At 37.2% G+C, this 20,375-nt stretch carries 15 protein-coding genes and 1 pseudogene; 12 read left to right on the top strand and 4 right to left on the bottom strand.

Translation table 11 applies throughout. The features are described from left to right. Positions 1–46: 46 nt before the first annotated feature. Positions 47–802 (bottom strand): amino acid ABC transporter ATP-binding protein, encoded by a 756-nt coding sequence (locus STA7437_RS11300; RefSeq protein WP_015193516.1) that lies wholly within the window; start codon positions 800–802, stop codon positions 47–49. A 223-nt stretch (positions 803–1,025) separates the two neighbouring features. On the opposite strand from STA7437_RS11300, the gene STA7437_RS11295 reads away from it, so the two are divergent. The 3 genes from STA7437_RS11295 (at position 1,026) to STA7437_RS11285 (ending at position 5,433) form a co-directional block, all read left to right on the top strand. Continuing rightward, on the top strand, positions 1,026–2,537 hold the full coding sequence (locus STA7437_RS11295; RefSeq protein WP_015193515.1) for an ABC transporter permease subunit: 1,512 nt from the start codon (positions 1,026–1,028) through the stop codon (positions 2,535–2,537). A gap of 109 nt (positions 2,538–2,646) precedes the next feature. Beyond that, complete coding sequence (locus STA7437_RS11290) at positions 2,647–4,221, top strand: iron uptake porin (RefSeq protein ID WP_015193514.1); 1,575 nt, start codon at positions 2,647–2,649, stop codon at positions 4,219–4,221. Between the two features lie 213 nt (positions 4,222–4,434). Next, the gene (locus tag STA7437_RS11285; protein ID WP_015193513.1) at positions 4,435–5,433 is read left to right on the top strand and encodes an aspartate carbamoyltransferase catalytic subunit; all 999 of its coding nucleotides are present in this window, start codon (positions 4,435–4,437) and stop codon (positions 5,431–5,433) included. A gap of 101 nt (positions 5,434–5,534) precedes the next feature. On the opposite strand, the gene STA7437_RS11280 is transcribed toward STA7437_RS11285, so the two are convergent. Beyond that, the gene (locus tag STA7437_RS11280; protein ID WP_015193512.1) at positions 5,535–5,888 is read right to left on the bottom strand and encodes a DUF4870 domain-containing protein; all 354 of its coding nucleotides are present in this window, start codon (positions 5,886–5,888) and stop codon (positions 5,535–5,537) included. A gap of 254 nt (positions 5,889–6,142) precedes the next feature. Between STA7437_RS11280 and STA7437_RS11275 the strand changes: the two genes are divergently transcribed. From STA7437_RS11275 to STA7437_RS11260, 4 genes are all read left to right on the top strand, one after another. Further along, complete coding sequence (locus STA7437_RS11275; protein ID WP_015193511.1) at positions 6,143–6,604, top strand: cupredoxin domain-containing protein; 462 nt, start codon at positions 6,143–6,145, stop codon at positions 6,602–6,604. A gap of 334 nt (positions 6,605–6,938) precedes the next feature. Further along, a complete protein-coding gene (locus STA7437_RS11270) occupies positions 6,939–7,130 on the top strand; it encodes a DUF4278 domain-containing protein (protein ID WP_015193510.1) in 192 nt (63 codons plus the stop codon). A 138-nt stretch (positions 7,131–7,268) separates the two neighbouring features. After that, on the top strand, positions 7,269–7,697 hold the full coding sequence (locus tag STA7437_RS11265; protein ID WP_015193509.1) for a hypothetical protein: 429 nt from the start codon (positions 7,269–7,271) through the stop codon (positions 7,695–7,697). Between the two features lie 225 nt (positions 7,698–7,922). Beyond that, positions 7,923–8,885, top strand: coding sequence for a glycosyltransferase family 2 protein (locus STA7437_RS11260; protein WP_015193508.1), 963 nt, complete (start codon positions 7,923–7,925; stop codon positions 8,883–8,885). A gap of 17 nt (positions 8,886–8,902) precedes the next feature. On the opposite strand, the gene lysS is transcribed toward STA7437_RS11260, so the two are convergent. Next, the gene (lysS, locus tag STA7437_RS11255) at positions 8,903–10,624 is read right to left on the bottom strand and encodes a lysine--tRNA ligase (RefSeq protein ID WP_015193507.1); all 1,722 of its coding nucleotides are present in this window, start codon (positions 10,622–10,624) and stop codon (positions 8,903–8,905) included. Between the two features lie 469 nt (positions 10,625–11,093). Between lysS and cruF the strand changes: the two genes are divergently transcribed. The 5 genes and pseudogenes from cruF to STA7437_RS27675 all read left to right on the top strand — a co-directional run bounded on the left by cruF (position 11,094) and on the right by STA7437_RS27675 (position 15,418). Continuing rightward, on the top strand, positions 11,094–12,011 hold the full coding sequence (gene cruF / locus STA7437_RS11250; RefSeq protein WP_015193506.1) for a gamma-carotene 1'-hydroxylase CruF: 918 nt from the start codon (positions 11,094–11,096) through the stop codon (positions 12,009–12,011). Further along, positions 12,011–13,201, top strand: coding sequence for a 2'-O-glycosyltransferase CruG (cruG, locus tag STA7437_RS11245; protein WP_015193505.1), 1,191 nt, complete (start codon positions 12,011–12,013; stop codon positions 13,199–13,201). Before cruF ends, cruG begins: the two co-directional genes overlap by 1 nt. 128 nt (positions 13,202–13,329) lie before the next feature. Next, positions 13,330–13,545: a hypothetical protein gene (locus tag STA7437_RS11240; protein ID WP_041619964.1), complete on the top strand. Its 216-nt coding sequence runs from the start codon at positions 13,330–13,332 to the stop codon at positions 13,543–13,545. A 250-nt stretch (positions 13,546–13,795) separates the two neighbouring features. Beyond that, positions 13,796–14,995: an RNA-guided endonuclease InsQ/TnpB family protein gene (locus STA7437_RS11235; RefSeq protein WP_015193503.1), complete on the top strand. Its 1,200-nt coding sequence runs from the start codon at positions 13,796–13,798 to the stop codon at positions 14,993–14,995. A gap of 30 nt (positions 14,996–15,025) precedes the next feature. After that, positions 15,026–15,418, top strand: a pseudogene (locus tag STA7437_RS27675) (hypothetical protein). Between the two features lie 69 nt (positions 15,419–15,487). On the opposite strand, the gene STA7437_RS11230 reads toward STA7437_RS27675, so the two are convergent. Continuing rightward, on the bottom strand, positions 15,488–20,122 hold the full coding sequence (locus tag STA7437_RS11230) for a glutamate synthase-related protein (RefSeq protein ID WP_041619963.1): 4,635 nt from the start codon (positions 20,120–20,122) through the stop codon (positions 15,488–15,490). Positions 20,123–20,375 lie beyond the last annotated feature (253 nt).

Below are 20,375 nucleotides of genomic sequence, written 5' to 3'. Positions count from 1 at the left end.
GAGGCGTAACATGTTACGTCTCTACCCATGTCGCGTCTGTTGATAATTATCCTTGCATCATTCTGCTCAAGAAACTTTTAAGGCGATCGCTCTTGGGATTTCTAATCATCTCCGCAGCATTACCCTGTTCTTCAATTTTACCTCGATCTAAAAAAATCGCTCGATTAGCCACATCACGAGCAAACTGCATTTCATGAGTAACTACTACCATCGTCATTCCTTCTTCTGCCAGTTGCTGCATGGTACATAACACCTCTCCAACTAATTCAGGATCGAGAGCCGAAGTTGGTTCATCAAATAATAAAATTTCTGGTTGCATACAAAGACTACGAGCGATCGCAACTCTTTGTTTTTGTCCACCCGATAGTTGTTCTGGATACACATTAGCTTTACTCGCTAAACCCACTTTTTCCAGATAACGTAATGCTATTTCCTTACATTCAGATTCGGGTTTATTTAAAACTTGATGGGGAGCAAGCATCAAATTTTTCAATACTGTTAAATGAGGGAACAAATTAAACTGTTGAAATACCATTCCCACTTTAGTTCTTAAAAATCGTAGCGTTTTGGAGTTAATTTTGGCTGGAGATAAATCTACATCAAGAACTTGCAATTTTCCCTGATTAATTATCTCTAAACGATTAAAACAACGCAATAACGTACTTTTACCACAACCAGAAGGTCCAATAATCGAAACCACATCGCCTCGATAAAGACAGCCACTTACTCCTTTAAGAACTTCGAGATCGCCATAACTTTTATGCAGATTATCAAAAGCGATTGCAGGGGTTTCGCTTGTCATAGTCAGACCTCGAATTAGTAACGATACTGGTCGAAGGTACTCCGCCGTGAGAAGACGTAGCCTGCTTCAACTTCGTAAAATTTATGCTAATTTTTTTAAGCAAATTGTAAAACATAATACATTTTTCTGTCAATCTAAAAATCAATACTAATCGAAATGGAGAGCCAACAATTATTCCATTTCCGACAGCCATCAATTATTTACGAAGGAGCAAGGCAGCATAATGGCTAAACTCAAAAGATTAATTTGGCTCAGACAATTGTTCTTGTGGTTGCTAGGTTTTTTGTTGATTATTAGTTTGGGATGGTTACCCAATCAAGCACAAGAAGCAGCAACAACTTTAAGAGTAGCGACAGAACCAACTTTTCCTCCTTTTGAAATGAAAGCAGAATCGGGGGAAGGTTTAACAGGATTTGATGTTGATTTGATGCGAGCAATTGGTAAAGAAGCTGGTTTAAATATTCAATTTATCAGTTTGCCTTTTGATGGCATTATTCCAGCTTTACAGTCTCAAACCGTAGATGCAGCAATTAGTGGGATGACAATTACTGCCGAACGCGCACAGACAGTTGATTTTTCTCGTCCCTATTTTAAAGCTGGTCTAGCGATCGCTGTTAGAGAAAATGAAGAGGAGATTCAAAGTTTTGAAGATTTAGCCAATCAAAAAATTGCTGTTCAAATTGGCACAACGGGAGCTAGAGAAACAGCTAAAATCCCAGGAGTTGAGATTAGCACTTTTGATAGTGCGTCCTTAGCATTACAGGAATTAGTCAATGGCAAAGTCAATGCCGTTGTTAACGATGCACCTGTAACTCTCTATGCAATTAAACAAGCTAATCTTCGAGGCATCAAAATAGTAGGCGAATTAGTAACAGAAGAATATTATGGCATCGCTTTTCCCAAAAATTCCCCTAATGTAGCCAAAATCAATACTGCTCTAGCTACTTTACTAGAAAACGGTACTTACGACTCAATTTATCAAACTTGGTTTGCAGGAGAAGCACCCGAACTTCCTGCTGCGATCGCAGAAACTGAAGCAGAAACTAGTTCACCTCTGGAGCTAGGCAGATTGTTTTCTAACTTGCTTTTAGGTGCTGTTGTAACTTTGATGTTGACAGCAGTATCAGTTTTCTTTGGTTCAGTTGTCGGAATTTTAATCGCTATTGCTTTAATTTCTCCCTATTCTCCTTTACGCTGGCTTTGTCGGGCTTATGTCGAGTTTTTTCGCGGTACTCCTTTATTAGTCCAAATTTTTATGATTTATTTTGGTTTACCAGCGTTGCTGCAAGAGTTGGGAATTAACTTTAGCTTTGAACGTTTTCCCGCAGCAGTAACGGCGTTAAGTCTTAATTTGGGAGCTTATTTAGCAGAAATTATTCGTGGTGGCATTCAATCAATTGAACAAGGGCAATGGGAAGCTTCAGAATCTTTGGGGATGGGGTCGGTTCAAACGATGCGCTATGTCATTTTTCCCCAAGCTTTACGCAGGATTTTACCGCCTTTAAGTAATGAGTTTATTACCCTGCTGAAAGATACCAGTTTAGTAGCCATTATTGGTTTTGAAGAATTATTTCGTCAGGGACAGTTAATTGTTGCTACTACTTATCGAGCATTTGAAGTTTATGCTGCTGTAGCTTTAGTTTATTTGCTTTTGACTTCTCTTGCTGCTGCTAGTTTTCGATGGCTAGAAAATTATTTAAATCCTTTGTCGAAGAAAAATAAAGTCAAAGTTTAAAGAATCGAGCGTGAATGGTTTTTGTTCATGGTTGATGGTTAATTGTTAATTGAAAACTGGTAACTGGTAACTGATAACTGGTAACTGAAAAAGGGGTGTGAGGAAAATTATGTATAATCAATTTCGACTTTTAAAACCAAGTTGTTTTTTGATTTGGGTAACAGTTGGTTTGTGTTCAACTCAAGTAGTTGCCGAACCCATTCCTTCATCAGAACATTCTTTAAGTCAATTAACTAATGTCTCTCAATTAAGAGATGTTTCTCCTACCGATTGGGCATATCAAGCTTTACAAACTTTAGTAGAACGCTATGGGTGTATTGTAGGTTATCCTAATCAAACTTTTGGTGGTCAACAAGCTATTTCTCGTTATGAATTTGCTGCTGGTTTGAATGCTTGTCTCAATAGTATTGAAAGATTAATTCAGCAAAATACAACTATAGCTCAGGAAGATTTAGAGACATTAAAGCGCTTAAACGAAGAATTTGCCAAAGAATTAAATACTTTAGGCACAAGAGTCGATAATTTAGCAGAAAAAATTACTTTTTTAGAAGATCATCAATTTTCAACTACAACTAAATTCTTTGGGGAAGCGATCGCAACTGTTTCTCAAGTTTTTGGGGAAGAAAGAGCGGATGATGGTACAGAAAATGATACTCAAGCTACCCTTAATTATCGTTCTCGTTTAGTCTTTGATACTAGTTTTAGTGGCGAAGACAGACTAAGAGTTCGTTTGCAGGCAGCTAACTATGAGTTTGCCCGTGCTGGTAGTAATTTAACTGACTTTAACTTTAGTGCAGCTACCGATAATGATGTTTTTATCAATAAACTTCAATATCTCTTTCCTCTAGGGGATAATGCTACGGTTTGGTTTTCTCCAGTCAATATTACCTTAGACGATCTTGCCGATCCGCTCGCTCCTTTTACCAACTCCTTTACTACAGGTTCAATCTCTTTCTTTGGTGCGATCGCTCCTATTTATTTACTCAGCGATAATAGTGGTCCTGGTTTTGGTGCTAGTTATAACTTTACCGATGCTTTAAATTTAAGTGTTTATTATTCGGCTGGTAATGGTAATAGTCCTAATTCAGGCGAAGGTTTATTTAATGGGCAATACGTTACTGGCGCACAACTCAACTATTCACCCACACCAGAAACAGGTATTGGTTTGGCTTATTTGCATGGTTATTTTCCCCAAAACTTTACTGAAGATTTCTCTGTACTTGGTTTTACTGGTACGGCGAATTCCGACGCACCTTTTGGAGATAATGCTACTGCTACTGATAACCTCGCCTTACTTTGGACTTGGCGGATCAATCAAAAAATAAGTTTAGAAGGTTGGGGGATGTACACCAAAGCTTATGGAGAAGGAGGCAATCGCGATGGCGATACCGCAGACATTTGGAATTGGAAAGTTAGTCTGGCTTTTCCCGATTTATTCAAAGAAAATAATTTGGGAGTAATTACTGTCGGAAGTCCTCCTACTGCCTATAACATTGAAAATGAGAATAATCTTGCCAACGTACCTGTAGAAACTGAAGATACTCCTTGGTTAGTTGAACTATTTTATGTCCATAAACTGAACGAGAATATCTCAATAACTCCTGGTGCTTTTGTAATCATCAACCCCGAAAATGAACGAGATCCTCTTTGGGTTGGTACAATTCGTACAAGCTTTGAATTTTAATCCTCGATTAAATTTTTTTTCAAACTAAATTCAAAATTTTTTACAGTAGTTTTCAATTGGGTAGACTACATTAATTCTTTTAGGAAATAGGGAACAAAAAAAAGCCCTTTGCTTTTTGTACAAGCGATTCGCGAATCGCCCCTACTTTTGCCTTTTGCCTTCTTACCTGCTACCCTTATTGTTGCCTCGACTAATTCTCATTGTTTCAAATTAATGGCGACAACTACCTGGAAAAGACGGCATATCATTTCTTTAGTCGATTTTACTGCTGCTGAATACGAAACAGTCTTACAAACTGCTGCTAGTTTCCGAGAAGTGCTTTCGCGAGGAACTAAAAAAGTACCAGCCCTACAGGGACAGGTAGTAACTAATATGTTTTTTGAGGCTTCAACTAGAACTCGTAGTAGTTTTGAATTAGCAGCTAAACGACTCTCCGCAGATATTCTCAACTTTGCGCCTGGAATTTCTTCTCTCAGCAAAGGAGAAACTATTTTAGATACAGCGAAAACCTATTTAGCTATGGGAACAACCATCATGGTGATTCGCCACGAAGATGCAGGAGTTCCTACTATGATTGCTCAAGAAATGGATCGTCTCGAATCAGGAGTTTGTATTCTCAATGCTGGAGATGGACAACATCAACATCCTTCTCAAGCCTTATTAGATATTTATACGATTACTTCGGTTTTAGACCCAGAAAAACCACGTTTAGAACTTTTAGCAGGCAAAAAAGTGGCAATTGTAGGGGATATTCTTCATTCTCGCGTTGCTCGTTCCAATATTTATAGTCTAACAGCAGCAGGCGCAGAAGTTCATTTAGCAGGGCCACCAACCTTATTACCGCGATTATTTGAAAAGTTTCTTGAAAATGAACATCCAGGTAAATTATTTGTGCATTGGCATTTAGAACCAGCTTTAGAAAATGCAGATTTTGTCATGACTTTACGTTTGCAAAAAGAACGCATGACAGAAAATTTAATTCCTAGTTTAAGAGAATATCATCGATTATATGGAATTACTCGCGATCGCATAAAATTATGTAGACCAGAAGTTAAAGTTTTACATCCTGGCCCTACTAACCGCGGTGTAGAAATTACTTCTGATTTAATGGATGACCCTAAGTTAAGTTTGATTCCTCAACAAGTAACTAGTGGAGTCGCAGTCCGCATGGCACTACTTTATTTAATCGGTAGTAGTCATAGTCAAAATTAACTATTTTAATTGGTATTATTAACTCTACATTTTTGATAATCAAAACCTCGGCGAACTTTACCGAGGCTAATTAAATTAAATTTACTCAGTTAATTTAACCTTTAGATCACGCGAAAGATAAAGGGATAACGAAAAGCCTGATTTGAATTATTAATACAGTGAATAATTGCCCAAATCGAGAAACCCCAGTGATAGACAAACCAAATTGGTCCTAAAATAAAACCTAGCAAACCCAAGGTAATAAAAGATAAAAAGGCAATGATGCTACCATATAGCCAAACATTGAGGTGAAAATTAATTGCTTCTTTAGCGTTTTCTTTGACAATTGGATCTTCGGAAACCAAAAATATACCGATAGGAATTCCAATCGACACAAATAAAGCACTAATGAAAATCGAAGCATGAGAAATTGCAGAGAGTAATTTTTGTTTGTCTAAATTAGAGTCGGTTTGCATCTGCCCTCCTGAGGCACTTATTTGGGTGAACTATTGATACAGTTTCATCGTAGCGTCTACCTTAAATTTTGAAGAGTAAAGTTTACTACCAGAATTGGGAGGTTTGCCGAACTTAATTAATTTAGGTGGTTTCTTTTGCCATTCAATCTTAAATACTTCTGCTGAAACTTTTTTACGATTGATGTCACAGCTAATTTCGCCACAATCAAAGGCAAATAAAATTAAGTTAAAAAACTAATTTCAGAAAAAAAATTATGTATTCATTCCTAAATTGGTTACAGCAGAAAGTCTTTTTGAGCAAGTTATTAATATTAGTAGGAATTGGATGGTGTTTTTGTTTAATTATGACTCCAGTTGCTTTAGCTAATCAAACTCCAACAGAAATTAAGATTAGTTTAGGCAATAGCACAGGAGAGTTGAAGTTTTTTCCTGATCATCTTCAATTTAAGGCAGGAACACCCTACAAACTAGTTTTTGATAATCCTAGTCCAGAAAAACACTACTTTACAGGTAAAGACTTTGCTGACGCTAGTTGGACAAAAAAAGTTCAAGCAGGCAAAGTAGAAGTCAAAGGAGCAATTCACGAACTTGAATTAAAACCTGAAGCTGAAGCAGAATGGTTTCTAACTCCGATGAAAGCAGGAAAATATGAATTTCATTGTTCTATTCCTGGACACGCTGAAGCAGGAATGACAGGCGCGATCATAGTTGAATAAAAAATTTTTTGCCTCTGTCTCTAAATATACTTCGAGCCTAGAGATTGTTTTTTGAAAGATTGTTGAACAAGTCAATCAATATCGGTTGCCAGAAATATTAAGTTTTATCAAAATTACTGGCTTGAAAGAAAAATTGTAAAATAATATACAGAAGAAATTTGGTATTATTTGTAGAGAGACTCAAAATTTAGTGAATTGTTTTCACTGGGGTCACAATCACATTAAGCAATCATTATCCTGATGGATAAAAATTTAGGGTATTTAACTTAAAGTTAGAGAGACTACCGCATAAAACGAACGTTTCTCTTCTAGCTTAAGCAATCGGAGGTAATTAATGAAACTACATTTTCGTGGCTTAACATACGATAGTCCCCATACCGAATGGGAAATAGCAGAAGGCGAAGTTGGCGGCTCTTATCGCGGATCGCCTTGGCGACTTCATCGCTTAACTGAAAAACACCGTTGTCGTCGTCAGATTAACGAGATGGTTTACAGGGGTGTTCATTACACTAAAAATCCTGGTTAATTTTGCTGATTACTAACAAATTAACAACTTCCCCGCAGTTGTCAGAAGTAGCTATTAAGTAGTTTAATTTCATTCGTGGCAACTGTAAATTAATGACCATTTTCAATAAAAACCATTTTAATAATCAAACTTAGGCAAATGTTACATCATTCTTCTCTTCGTCGCGGGCTGAATTTTGGCAAAACCCAAAGAGATCGCCCTTTATCTTTAGAAATCACAGAAAGTGAGATTAATAATCAACTTCAAGCAAAAGCTTGGAAATATAGTTACCCTAGACATATTCCTCAGTTGCCCACTCGCTCTCATCAAAGTGCGATCGCTTACCAACGTCATTCTTTACCAACTAGTTGTCAACTAGCAATCTCTTCTCTCAAAACCAGTGAAGAATTGAATTCTGATTTTAATTTGTGGCAGGCTCGATCCGATCACGATGAAATTAGACAACTTCATTTAGAGAATCTGCGACAAAATCTTGAACGTCGTTTACAAGCTGCTAAAGCAAATCAAGATGATTATTTGCTTAACTTACTCAAGTTAGAATCTCAGCAGTTGGAAATGAATATTTAATTTAAAATTAGTTTGATTGATTATAAAACCGAGTCAGAAGTGTCAATTATTAAGATGGGGCTGTAAAACATCCGAATTTATTTCCGATCACAGCCCCTTAAACATTTCAATTTACCTTGGTTAGCTTATCTTAAATTAAAATCACTAATTGCTTAATTGTGCAAATTCATCTTGATCGCGTTTGAGTTAGAGTGGTAATTATTTTTCGACTCGAAAGAGCGAGCCATGATTAAAATAAGTGTAATTATTCCTGCTTATAATGGCGATCGCTATATTGGCAAGGCGATTGATAGTGTTTTGCAGCAAAGCTATCGTGATTATGAAATTATCGTGGTTGATGATGGTTCAAGCGATCGCACTAGTCAGATTGTGCAAAGCTATGGTTCAAAAGTTAGATATATATCTCAACAGAATCAAGGAGTAGCAGCAGCGCGTAATCAAGGATTAGAAGTAGCTCAGGGAGAATATATTGCTTTTTTAGACCAAGATGATTTTTTTTTACCTAATAAGCTCGCTTCACAAGTAGCTTTATTAGAACAAAAATCTTGTCTTGGTATAGTTAATAGCGGTTGGCAAATTGTTAATCAAGATGGTGAATTCTTAGCAGCAGTACAACCGTGGCAAACCCTACCGCAATTAGCTCTGATTGGTTTAATTGTTTGGAAACCTGTATTTCTCGGTGCAATGTTGTTTAGACATTCTTGGTTAAAAAAATCTGGTGGTTTTGATGTTGAATTAGAACAAACTCCTGATGTAGATTTAGTCTTACGTCTAGCTCAAATGGGTTGCCAAGCGGATTGGATTAAAGACACAACTGTTTGTTATCGTCAACACGAACTTAATGCTTCTAAAAAGACTCTTTTACAGGCGCAAGAATTAGATTTTATTCTCGAACGATTTTTCGCTCAAGCTAATTTATCAACAGAGATTAAAGATTTAGAAAATCAATCTCGTTATCAAAGTTTAGTTTGGAGTGCTTGGCGACTTTATGAAACTGAACATTTAGTAGAAATGGCTCAATACTTACTCAAATCTTTGTCATATACAAATAAACATCACACAGAAACAGTATTTGAATGGATTAAAGCTTTTAAAAGCTACGCTTCAGAATACGGAAATGTGATCGATGTTTATCAACTTACTAATACTAAAGAGTGGCAAGAATTGATTAACCAATCTGTTTTTTAAGTAAGTAAAGTTCGCTCCTAAAGTTCGCGATCGCAACCAAATTTATCTCGAATCTTACTATTAAAATACTGACCTACAGAGGGAGTTTCTTTTAATTCTTTGTAAATAGATTTTGGTACATCTAAATATTTATAAATACCACCGTGATTAAATTCAATTTTTAGGATTTTTTTTTCTGCATCATAGTCAAAAGATTTAATAGCTACACTTTGACTTTTTAATAGGGGAAAAGCAATTACATCACGAATGCTAGGAGAATCGGTTAATAGCATTACCAAGCGATCAATTCCAATTCCTAATCCACCTGTAGGAGGCATACCATATTCTAAAGCTGCCAAAAAGTCTTCATCAACATCATGAGCTTCTACGTCTCCTGCTGCTTTCCTTTCTGCTTGTGCTTCTAATCTTTCTCTTTGATCTAAGGGATCGGTTAATTCAGAAAAACTATTGGCAGTTTCTCTACCCACAATAAATAATTCAAATCTTTCTACTAATCCTGCTTTATTTCTATGAGGTTTAGCAAGAGGAGAAATTTCCACAGGATAATCAACTACAAAAGTTGGTTGAATTAAAGTTTCTTCTACTTTTTGTTCAAAGGCTTCATTGAGAAGTTTACCAATAGTTTGACAGTCATTTGGTACTTCTATTCCTGCTTTTTGTGCTGCAACTTTGGCTGATTCAAAATCATTAAATGAATTAAAATCTAAACCAGTTGCTTCTTGAACTAACTCATGCATAGTTACTCTTCGCCAAGGAGGAGTTAAGTCAATTTCTTCTCCTTGATAAGTAAGTTTAGTTGTACCCAAAACTTCTTGAGTAACGCTACTAATTAAGTCTTCTGTTAACGCCATCATATCGTTATAATCGGCGTATGCTTGATAAACTTCTATCGAAGTAAATTCAGGATTGTGACGAGTAGAAACTCCTTCGTTGCGAAAGATTCTACCTAATTCAAATACTTTTTCAAAACCACCAACAATTAATCTTTTGAGATGTAATTCAGTCGCGATGCGGAGATATAAATCCATCTCCAAAGTGTTGTGATAAGTAATAAAAGGACGAGCATCTGCACCACCTGCTTGACTTTGTAAAACAGGAGTTTCTATTTCTAAAAAATCGCGCTGTTCTAAATAACGACGAATTCCAGCCGTGATTTGAGCGCGACGACGGAAGGTTTGTCTAACTTGTGGATTAACTATTAAATCAACGTAACGCTGACGATAACGTTTTTCAGTATCAGTTAAACCATGCCATTTATCTGGTAGAGGTAATAAAGATTTGGTGAGAATGGCATACTCGCCTACATAAACAGAAAGTTCACCTTTTTCTGTTCTTTTGATTGTTCCTTTTACTCCTAAAATATCGCCTGTGTCAGTAAGCTTTTTGAGGTGATTAAAAGCTCCTTCCAAATCAGACATTTTCTGATTAATTTTTTTCTTATCTAAATATAATTGAATTTTGCCAGTTTCATCTTGAATTTCAAAAAAAGCTAGCTTACCAAAAACACGACGAGCAACAATTCTTCCTGCGATCGCTACTTCCTCTTCAATTTCTTCTCCGTCAGCTAAATCGCGATATTTTTCTTGTAACTCGGCTGCGTGATCAGTTATTTCCCATTTATAAGCATAAGGATTCAATCCCAATTGTTTAAGTTCTTCAACTTTTTCAATTCTATTAGCACGAATTTCTTCTAACGTAGAGCTTGGTTGCTGCTTATTGGGGGATTGATTGTCTGCCATGATTACTAATAATAATAAGGAATAAATTAAGTGGAAAGTCTGTGAAATTTATAGTTGATTAAACTTGTCGTCAAATTCTACCAACAATGAATTGCTTAATTTCTTGGCAAGGATTTAGCTATTTTGAGCGAAGACAATACTTAAATATCGACAGAGGTTTTAAGTCACAGACAAGCAAAATGAATTATAGCTTATCTGGCTTCTCAATTGATCGCTTGGGGAACATAACAGTGACCAGTTACCAGTTATCAGTGACCAGTTAACCATTAACAAAAAACACTCCCAATCGATAAATAAATTCATCTGCGTTCATCCGTGTGCATCTGTGGACAAACAATTAACAAAAAGTAAAACCTTAAATGTCATGTAAGACATCAAAATAATCGCCAATTGAGTTTGCTACACATTTTTTCATGAATATTTGTAAACTATGTAAGTAGCTAATACTTAATTACATCTCGATTTCCTCATGAAACAACTGCATAATGCCGAAAATTCTTTGTTAATCGGTCACATCTTATCGATGGTTTTTGGGTTAGCAGGAATTATTTTAGTTTTACCTAATTCCGAATTCCTAGCTAAATTAACTCAATTTGAATGGGGGCAAACTATTTTTGGTTGGTCGATGGCTAGTGGTGGTGTCATGTATATGCTACTCGGAACACTAGCAGTAGCATTTTATGCTTATCGAACGATAGGTAAATGGCATTGGCTGAGTTTTATGTTACCAGCGATCGCGTTATCTTTAGGTAGCGAATTATTAGGTACTAGCACGGGATTTCCTTTTGGTCATTATCGTTATCTGAGTGGTTTAGGCTACAAAATTGCGGGATTAGTTCCTTTTACGATTCCTTTGTCGTGGTTTTACCTTGGTTTTAGCGCTTATATTATTGCTCGTGCTGGTTTACAAGCTCTCAAGATGAAATCCTGGTTACGGCAAGTACTAGCGATCGCATTTGGTTCTTTGTGTCTGACTTCTTGGGATTTTGTCCTCGATCCAGCTATGAGTCAGGCTGCTATTCCGTTTTGGGTTTGGGATCAACCAGGTGCATTTTTTGGGATGCCTTATCAAAACTTTGCTGGTTGGCTAGGAACTGGGATTGTCTTTATGACTGTGGCAGCTTTATTGTGGCGAATTAAACCCTTGCTATTACCTTATCGAGATTTAGGATTACCTTTAGCAATTTATTTAAGTAATTTTGCTTTTGCTACAGTTTTGAGTTGGGCAGCAGGAATATATCCTCCAATCTTTTTAGGACTTGTGTTTGGCGTTTTGCCTGTCTTGGTTTTTTACCAAATAGCAAAAAATCAAGTTATTGTTCCTGTTAATCAAACCGAATTGACGATCACAAAAGTGCCAGTTACTTCTGTGGGAGTAATTGAGTAGTGAATTCAGAATTGATAAATGCTATTTCTCTGGTAGTTTTGAGCTTTCAGGGAGTAGCAACTTTAATTTTATTGTCTCGTTTGTTACCAGGGGCGATGCGTCGTTCACCTCTTCAACCTCAACCATTTCATTCTCACTACTCAGGAAAAGTCAGTGCGATTATTCCTACCCTAAACGAAGCGGAGAGAATTAAACCATGTTTACAGGGTTTGAGTAGTCAAGGTGATGAATTACGGGAAATTATTGTCGTAGATAGTTATTCTCAAGATGAAACACCAGCCATAGTTAAAGCTAAAACTGAAGAAGATCATCGTTTTCGTTTGATTAATGATCCTCCTTTACCTAAAGGTTGGGTTGGTCGTCCTTGGGCATTACATAATGGTTTTTTAAACAGTTCTCATCAAAGTGAATGGATTTTGGGTATCGATGCTGATACTTTGCCTCAGGCTGGATTAATTAATAGTTTAATTACTACTGCCGAAACAGAAGGATACGATCTAATTTCTTTAGCACCTCAATTTATTTTGCAATTTCCAGGCGAATGGTGGTTACAACCAGCTTTACTCGTAACTTTACTGTATCGCTTTAATTCAGCAGGAGTAGATACAAATAATTCTGAACGAGTCATGGCAAATGGACAATGTTTTTTTTGCCGTCGTGAAGTATTACAAACTATATCTGGTTATAGTAGTGCAGCCGATTCCTTTTGTGACGATGTAACTCTTGCCCGTAATATCGCAGCAGCAGGCTATCAAGTTGGTTTTATTGATGGCTCAAAGTTAATTAAAGTAAGGATGTACGAAGGGGCAAAAGAAACTTGGCAAGAATGGGGGCGATCGCTCGATCTCAAAGATGCTGCTTCGGTGTTGCAAGTTTGGAGTGATTGGTGGTTTTTGTTATTAGTTCAAGGATTGCCTTTACCTTTATCTCTTATTGCTTTGCTTTTACTTAATTTAGGTTACGGTTCAACTACTTTGATCGCACTGCTTGGTTTAAATCTTTTTTTGTTATTCTTGCGTCTGATTATTTTAGTTGCGATCGCGTCTTGCTATCAACGTCCGTCTAAATTTTCTCCAGCTTCTTGGTTGTTTTGGTTTTCTCCTCTTGCCGATCCTTTAGCTGTGGTCAGAATTTTCTTATCTTCTAGGCGTACTCCCACTCAATGGCGTGGCAGGATTTATGCCGATTAGTTGTGTTATTATTTTCCCTAGCTTGATGAGGTTCAAAATTGGGACGAGTTTAACAAATTTTTGAATTATATTTAAGTATTATCGCTATGATATTTGTCAGTTTAATTAAATATTTGGGAGTTTTTGCAATGGTTTCAGCCGAACTACTCAACACTCTACGAAATTTCAATCGCGCTGATAAACTTTATATTATGCAAGTTTTGGTGTCTGAGCTTGCACAAGCAAAGACAAACTTAATTCAACCCGATCAAGAATACCCTGTTTGGTCGCCTTATGATGCTTTTGAAGCAGCAGATACTATGTTGCAAGTTTTAGAAAAAGCTAAAACCAAAACTCATGAGTAACTCTGAGTAATATCCATACGAAGCAGGGTTCTAAACTGTTGACATAATACCTGAACAAATCTACACATTTTTATACTTATCTACCTTTTTAGAAAGAGAACGGATATAAGCTCTTATTACATCAGTCTGGGTTCTCTTTTCTTGCTCACAGAAGTTTTTTAATATCTCCGCCTCTTTCTCTGTAATGTCTACTGTTAAATGCTTAGACATGAATTGTTACACTGGGTAATACAGTGTTATCATAGCACTTATGAGACAAGTAGAAAAGCACGTAATTAAGAAATCAAATCAGTGGTGGCAAGAGATAGATGACTTAGCTTTTAAGTCTAAGAATCTATTTAATCTCGCTAATTATGAGTATCGCCAGTATTATTTTGCTGAAGGTAAAACTATGGGATTACCTAGCCTTTATCACAAAGTAAAGAATGCTGACGCTTACCGAGCTTTACCTACTAAAGTTTCTAAGCAAATCATTAAGAACCTTACAGAGGTTTGGACTGGATATGTAAATGCTCATAACGATTGGGAAAAGAACCCACATAAATATCTAGGCGAGCCAAGAATACCCAAATACAAAGATAAAACAAAAGGTAGAAATCTAGTTATCTATCCAGATGAGTCTATTTACAAAAAGACACTAAAGGATGGTATCTGCCATTTGTCTATGTCTAATATTAAAATCCAAACTCAAGTTAAAGTTATTGACCAAGTAAGAATTGTTCCGACTAACTCTGCTTATGTAGTAGAAATCATCTACGAGAAGCCAGAGTTAGAGCAATCCCAAAGTTCTGATCTAGCTGGAATTGATTTAGGTATATCAAATTTAATTGCTTTAACATCAAATCAACCTGGATTTACACCATTGTTGATTAACGGAAGGAAACTAAAGAGCATAAATCAGTTCTTTAATAAACGTAAAGCTCAACTTCAATCGCAATTAAAAGGGAACCAGAAGACAAGTAAAAGATTGAAAGGACTAACTGATAAGCGTAATAGAGTTGTAGATAACTTTATCCACGTTACTAGTAGATTAGTTGTAGATATTCTCAAGGCTTGTGAGATTGGAATCTTAGTAATTGGTAAGAATGATGGTTGGAAGCACAATGTAGCTATTGGTAAGAAGAATAACCAGCAATTTGTACAGATACCACACGCTAAATTGATTGAGAAGATTACATATAAAGCTCAGTTAGAGGGGATTAAAGTAATTACAATCAATGAATCTTATACGAGTAAAACAAGCGCGCTGGATTTAGAACAACCAGTTAAGCAAACAACTTATAAAGGTAAGCGTGTAAAACGTGGTTTGTTTAAAACTGCTAGCGGTATTGTTTGGAATGCTGATATAAATGGTTCATGCCAAATTGTAAGAAAGTATGCTCCAGATGCCTTTAAGCAAGAGGAGCTAGTGAGGTTAGCCGTTAACCCACTACTGGTTAATCCAGTATAAAGAGTTAACTAAGTATTTCTACTTTGGTAGATTTTTGTAGGTTTTCTCGAACGGTTCGGTCCATATTTGCCGATTAATCTAACATACCAGCAGCAGTCAGTCTCGGTTATTGGGTTGTTAGATACTGGAGCAACAGTAAACGTAATGCCATCTGAGGTTGGACTAGAATTAGGATACATTTGGGAAAATCACAACGGCTTTGATTAGGTAATCTTGCTCAATTTGAAGCACGTGCTGTGATCCTGGAATCGAGCGTCGGCAAATTTGAGCCTGTACAACATTGTTTTAGCATGGACAAAAGCAGAAAAAGTTCCTCTAATTTTGGGACAAGTCAATTTCTTTATGGAATTTGATGTCTGTTTCTATCGCTCACAACTGGTATTTGAAGTATGTCCAAAATCTTTAAACGTTAGTCAAACTTAGACTCAAAAAAAACTGACAAAGAAAAAAATATCTCCTTGCCAGTTTAATTAATTAAATCTAACTAATCAACTACACCGAAGTAAGAGACTGTTGTTCTAACTGAATCATTGCTTCAGGGTTCGCTTCAGGAGTATCAGATTCAGAGGGTGGGACAACTTGCCAGAATTTGTTCAGATAAATGTTCCAATTATCTAAAATCATCTTCGCTTTTTGACTACCAGTTTTAGCTGCATGAGTGGTAATCAAGTCTTTTAGTTGTTTTTCTCCTACTGAAGAAATTACTCGTTGAATTTTGACAATTTCGGGATTAACTTTTTCTGGAAAATTATCTTCTTCGTCTAAGAAATAACCAATTCCACCAGTCATTCCAGCCCCAACATTGCGACCTACCGAGCCTAAAACTACAACCACTCCACCAGTCATATATTCACAACAGTGGTCGCCTGTTCCTTCAACTACTGCTACAGCTTGAGAATTACGGACAGCAAATCTTTCTCCAGCCTTGCCATTGGCATAGAGAAAGCCACCAGTTGCACCATAAAGACAAGTGTTACCCACGATCGCGTTTTCGGCAGTATTATAAGTAGCATGATCAGGGGGAGTAATGACAATCTCTCCACCGTGCATTCCTTTGCCTACATAATCGTTAGCTTCTCCTACCAAAATCATGTTCATTCCTGGCAGGTTAAATGCACCAAAACTTTGACCAGCATAGCCTTTGAATTTGAAGGTAATTTCTCCTCCAAAACCACTATTGCCGTACTGAGAAGCGATTGCACCAGCTATTCTGGCACCAACGGAACGGTCGGTATTAATTATTTTGACTTCTTTGGTAATAGTACTTTGATTATGAATAGCAGCAGCAATTTCTTGATCAGCTAATAATTCGTCGTCTAAAACAGCACCATTACTGTGTACTTCTTCATGACTTAACCAACTGCGGTCTTCTTTAACATTGGGTAAGTTGAGTAAGCAGTCTAGGTTTAAACCTTCAGTTTTGGTTAACTGAACATCAGTTCTTTGGGTTAATAAATCTGTACGACCAATAATTTCATCAAGACTACGGTAACCCAATTTTGCTAACAGAGAACGCACTTCTTCGGCAATAAAGTAGAAGAAATTAACTACATTTTCAGGAACACCACTAAAACGCTCTCTGAGTTTTTCTTGTTGAGTTGCAACTCCGACTGGACAGGTATTGAGGTGACAAACTCTTGCCATAATACAGCCTTCGGCGATCATCGCGATCGAACCGAAGCCGTATTCCTCTGCTCCCATTAAGGCAGCCATGACTACATCCCAACCAGTTTTTAAGCCACCATCAGCCCTTAAAATTACGCGATCGCGTAATTGATTTTGTAGTAAAACTCGATGAACTTCGGTTAAACCCAATTCCCAAGAAATTCCTGCGTGTTTGATCGAACTCAAGGGTGATGCACCTGTACCACCGTCATGACCAGAGATTTGAATGATATCCGCGTTAGCTTTAGCTACTCCAGCAGCGATGGTCCCAATCCCAATTTCTGCGACTAATTTGACGGAAACTTGAGCTTTGGGATTAATTTGATGCAGATCGAAAATTAACTGAGCTAAATCTTCAATCGAATAAATATCGTGATGAGGTGGTGGAGATATTAAGGGTACACCAGGTTTAGAACGACGCAACATGGCAATATAAGGACTAACCTTTTTCCCTGGTAACTGTCCTCCCTCGCCTGGTTTTGCTCCTTGAGCAATTTTAATTTCTAATTGTTTGGCATTCATTAAATATTCTGGAGTTACGCCAAAACGTCCCGAAGCCACCTGTTTAATTGCCGAAGAAGCTGTATCTCCATTTCTTAAACCTTTTAGGTGAGGCAAAGTAGGGGATAAACCATTGACATCGACATCATTCAAAATCTTAAAGCGAACCACATCTTCGCCACCTTCGCCAGAATTAGACTTGCCACCAATGCGATTCATAGCGATCGCTAGAGTTTCATGGGCTTCTCTCGATAACGCACCCAAAGACATTCCTCCAGTACAGAAGCGTTTGAGGATGTTTTCTACTGGTTCAACTTCTTCTAAAGGAATCGAAGTACGGTCAGGTTGATAATCTAACAAGTCTCGTAAAGCTGTTGCAGGACGACCTGATAACTGTTTTTTATAAAGTTCATAATGGTCGTATTGCTTGGTTTCTACTGCTTTATGCAAGGCTTTTGCTACTTCGGGAGAGTTCATGTGATACTCTCCACCTTTTTTATATTTGACAAAGCCGAAATTTTCTAATTTTTTGCTGTGTAATTCAGGAAAAGCACGACTATGAAAAGTAACTACTTCTTGTGCCAATTCTTCTACAGTTAAACCACCAATGCGGGAGGTTGTACCAGTAAAACCTAAATTAATTAAGTCTGGTGCGAGTCCCAATGCTTCAAAGATTTGCGCTCCGTGGTAGGAAGAAAGTAGAGAAATACCCATTTTGGAAAGTATTTTTAACAATCCTGCTTCTACTGCTTTGCGATAATTTTTTTGCGCTGTTTCTACAGAAATTTGCGCAATTTTTTCGTTTTGCATCAAATTCTGAGTTTTGGGGTCATTCCACCACTGTCTTACGGTTTCTAAAGCTAAATAGGGACAAATAGCTGAAGCTCCATAACCAATCAAACAAGCAAAATGATGAGTACTCCAGCATTGAGCAGTATCTACCACCAAAGAAGCTTTTAAACGTAATCCTTGACGAATTAAGTGATGGTGAACCGCTCCAACTGCGAGTAGAGGAGGAATATAACTCGATTCAGCATTAATTCCCTGTTCCGCACGATCGCTCAAGATTAATATTTTTGCTCCTTGTTGAACTGCTGCCACTGCTTGCTGACAAAGGCGTTCAACTGCTGTTTTCAATCCTCCAGGACCAGTTGCTACCTCATATAAGGTTGATAATTCGACTGCCTTTAAATCAGATTGTTTAATAATGGCTAACTCTGCTTCGTTGAGAACAGGAGTTTTTAACTTTAACAAATGAGCATCTTCTGGTTTGATTTTTAACAGATTGCCTTTTGAACCAAGCTTCATCGACAAAGACATAACCAAACTTTCCCTTAAAGGATCGATCGCAGGGTTAGTCACTTGAGCAAATCTTTGTTTAAAGTAGTCATACAACACATGAGGTTTATCCGATAGCACAGCTAAAGGAATATCATCCCCCATACAGTAAGTTGGTTCTTTGCCATCAACTGCCATCGATTGAATCACCATTTCCACATCTTCGGCAGTGTAACCAAACGCAGTTTGCCAGCTTATTAAATCTTGAGCAGTTAATTGCAATTGGTTGTCAAATTCTTGAAGCTGAAGTTCCTGTCGATTGTGTCTAACCCAATCTCCATAAGGATTTTGTTTGGCAATGCGTTGTTTAACTTCCCAATTTTTTAAAATCTCTTGAGATTGTAAATCAACGACAATCATTTGTCCGGGACCTAATCTTCCCTTTTCCACAATCTCACTTTCGGGTAACTCTACGACTCCAGTTTCTGAAGCAACCACAATATAACCATCTTTAGTAATGGTGTAGCGAGCAGGACGTAAACCGTTACGATCCAAGGTAGCACCGATAGTTTTACCATCGCTAAATACTAATAGTGCAGGGCCATCCCAAGGCTCCTTTAAACCGCTATAGTATTCGTAAAAATCAGTAATTTCAGGATATTTTTGTAGTTCAGGTTGATTGTGATAAGCTTCTGGTACTAAAATCATGGCAGCTTCTGGTAAACTACGCCCAGTTCTGACCAACAACTCCATCACACTATCTAAATTATAAGAATCACTGTTATCCGTATTAACAATCGGAGTCAAACCTTCTAATTCTTCGCTCGTCCAACCAGGAACTTTTAAATTTTGCTCTCTAGTTGCCATCCAGTTGATATTACCCAAAAGGGTATTAATCTCACCGTTGTGTCCCAATAAACGCATCGGTTGAGCAAAGGGCCACTTAGGCATGGTATTAGTGCTAAAACGTCGGTGATAAACTGCAAAAGCACTTTCATAATTTGGGTTTTTCAAATCTTCGTAAAATTCACCCAATACCTCTGCCCGTACCATGCCTTTGTAAACAATCGTGCGACAAGAAAAAGAACAGATATAAAAATCATCTGATAATTTCTTACCAATTCGCGATCGCGCTACATACAATTTGCGGTCTAAATCATCTCCTGCTAATCCTTCAGGCGAAGTTACCAACACCTGTTCGATGCGGGGTTGGTTTTCTCTGGCTTGAGTTCCTAATACCTCGGGTTTGACTGGTACTACTCGCCAACCAAGCACAGTTAAATTTTCTGCTTTAATTGTCTCTTCAATAAATTGCTTACATTCAGTTGTTTTTGCTTCATTTTGAGGCAAAAAAACCATCCCAACGCCATATTTCTCTCTCTCAGGCCTTGAAATTTCATGCTGATCGAACCAAGATTTAATCACCGCATCTGGTAAAGCGGTCATAATTCCCGAACCATCACCAGAATCGCGATCGGCACTACAACCACCTCGATGTTCCATACATCCCAAAGCTCTTAGTGCCTGTTCAATCAATTTGTGAGTAGCACGACTATCACAATAAGCAATAAAACCCACACCACAAGCATCTCTTTCTTCAACTAACCATCTTTGTCCCCCAAAAGGAGTTAAAGTTTTAGATTTGAGTTGGTCATTGTTTGTTGCTACATCGAGCTTAGTCATTGTTTGTTTGTTGCTCATATTTTGCCTAGTTATACAAATGTATTAAACTATTGAAAGACTGACTCTATTAAGATTTATAAATCTTGAAGAGTAAAAGAGATTAATAGAGATGAGACAGGATATAAATAGGGGTTATAGAATAGTACCGTATTCATATATTATTTGTTTATCTTCGCAAACTTTTTGTTTTCTGAACTAAATTAGTTTAGTTCTCAAACTAGCTTGGATAAATTTTCAAGTTTGATAGTTTGTC

The sequence above is a fragment of the Stanieria cyanosphaera PCC 7437 genome (assembly GCF_000317575.1).
Classification (GTDB): Bacteria; Cyanobacteriota; Cyanobacteriia; order Cyanobacteriales; family Xenococcaceae; genus Stanieria; species Stanieria cyanosphaera.
This window is presented reverse-complemented; position numbering and strand designations above follow the sequence as displayed.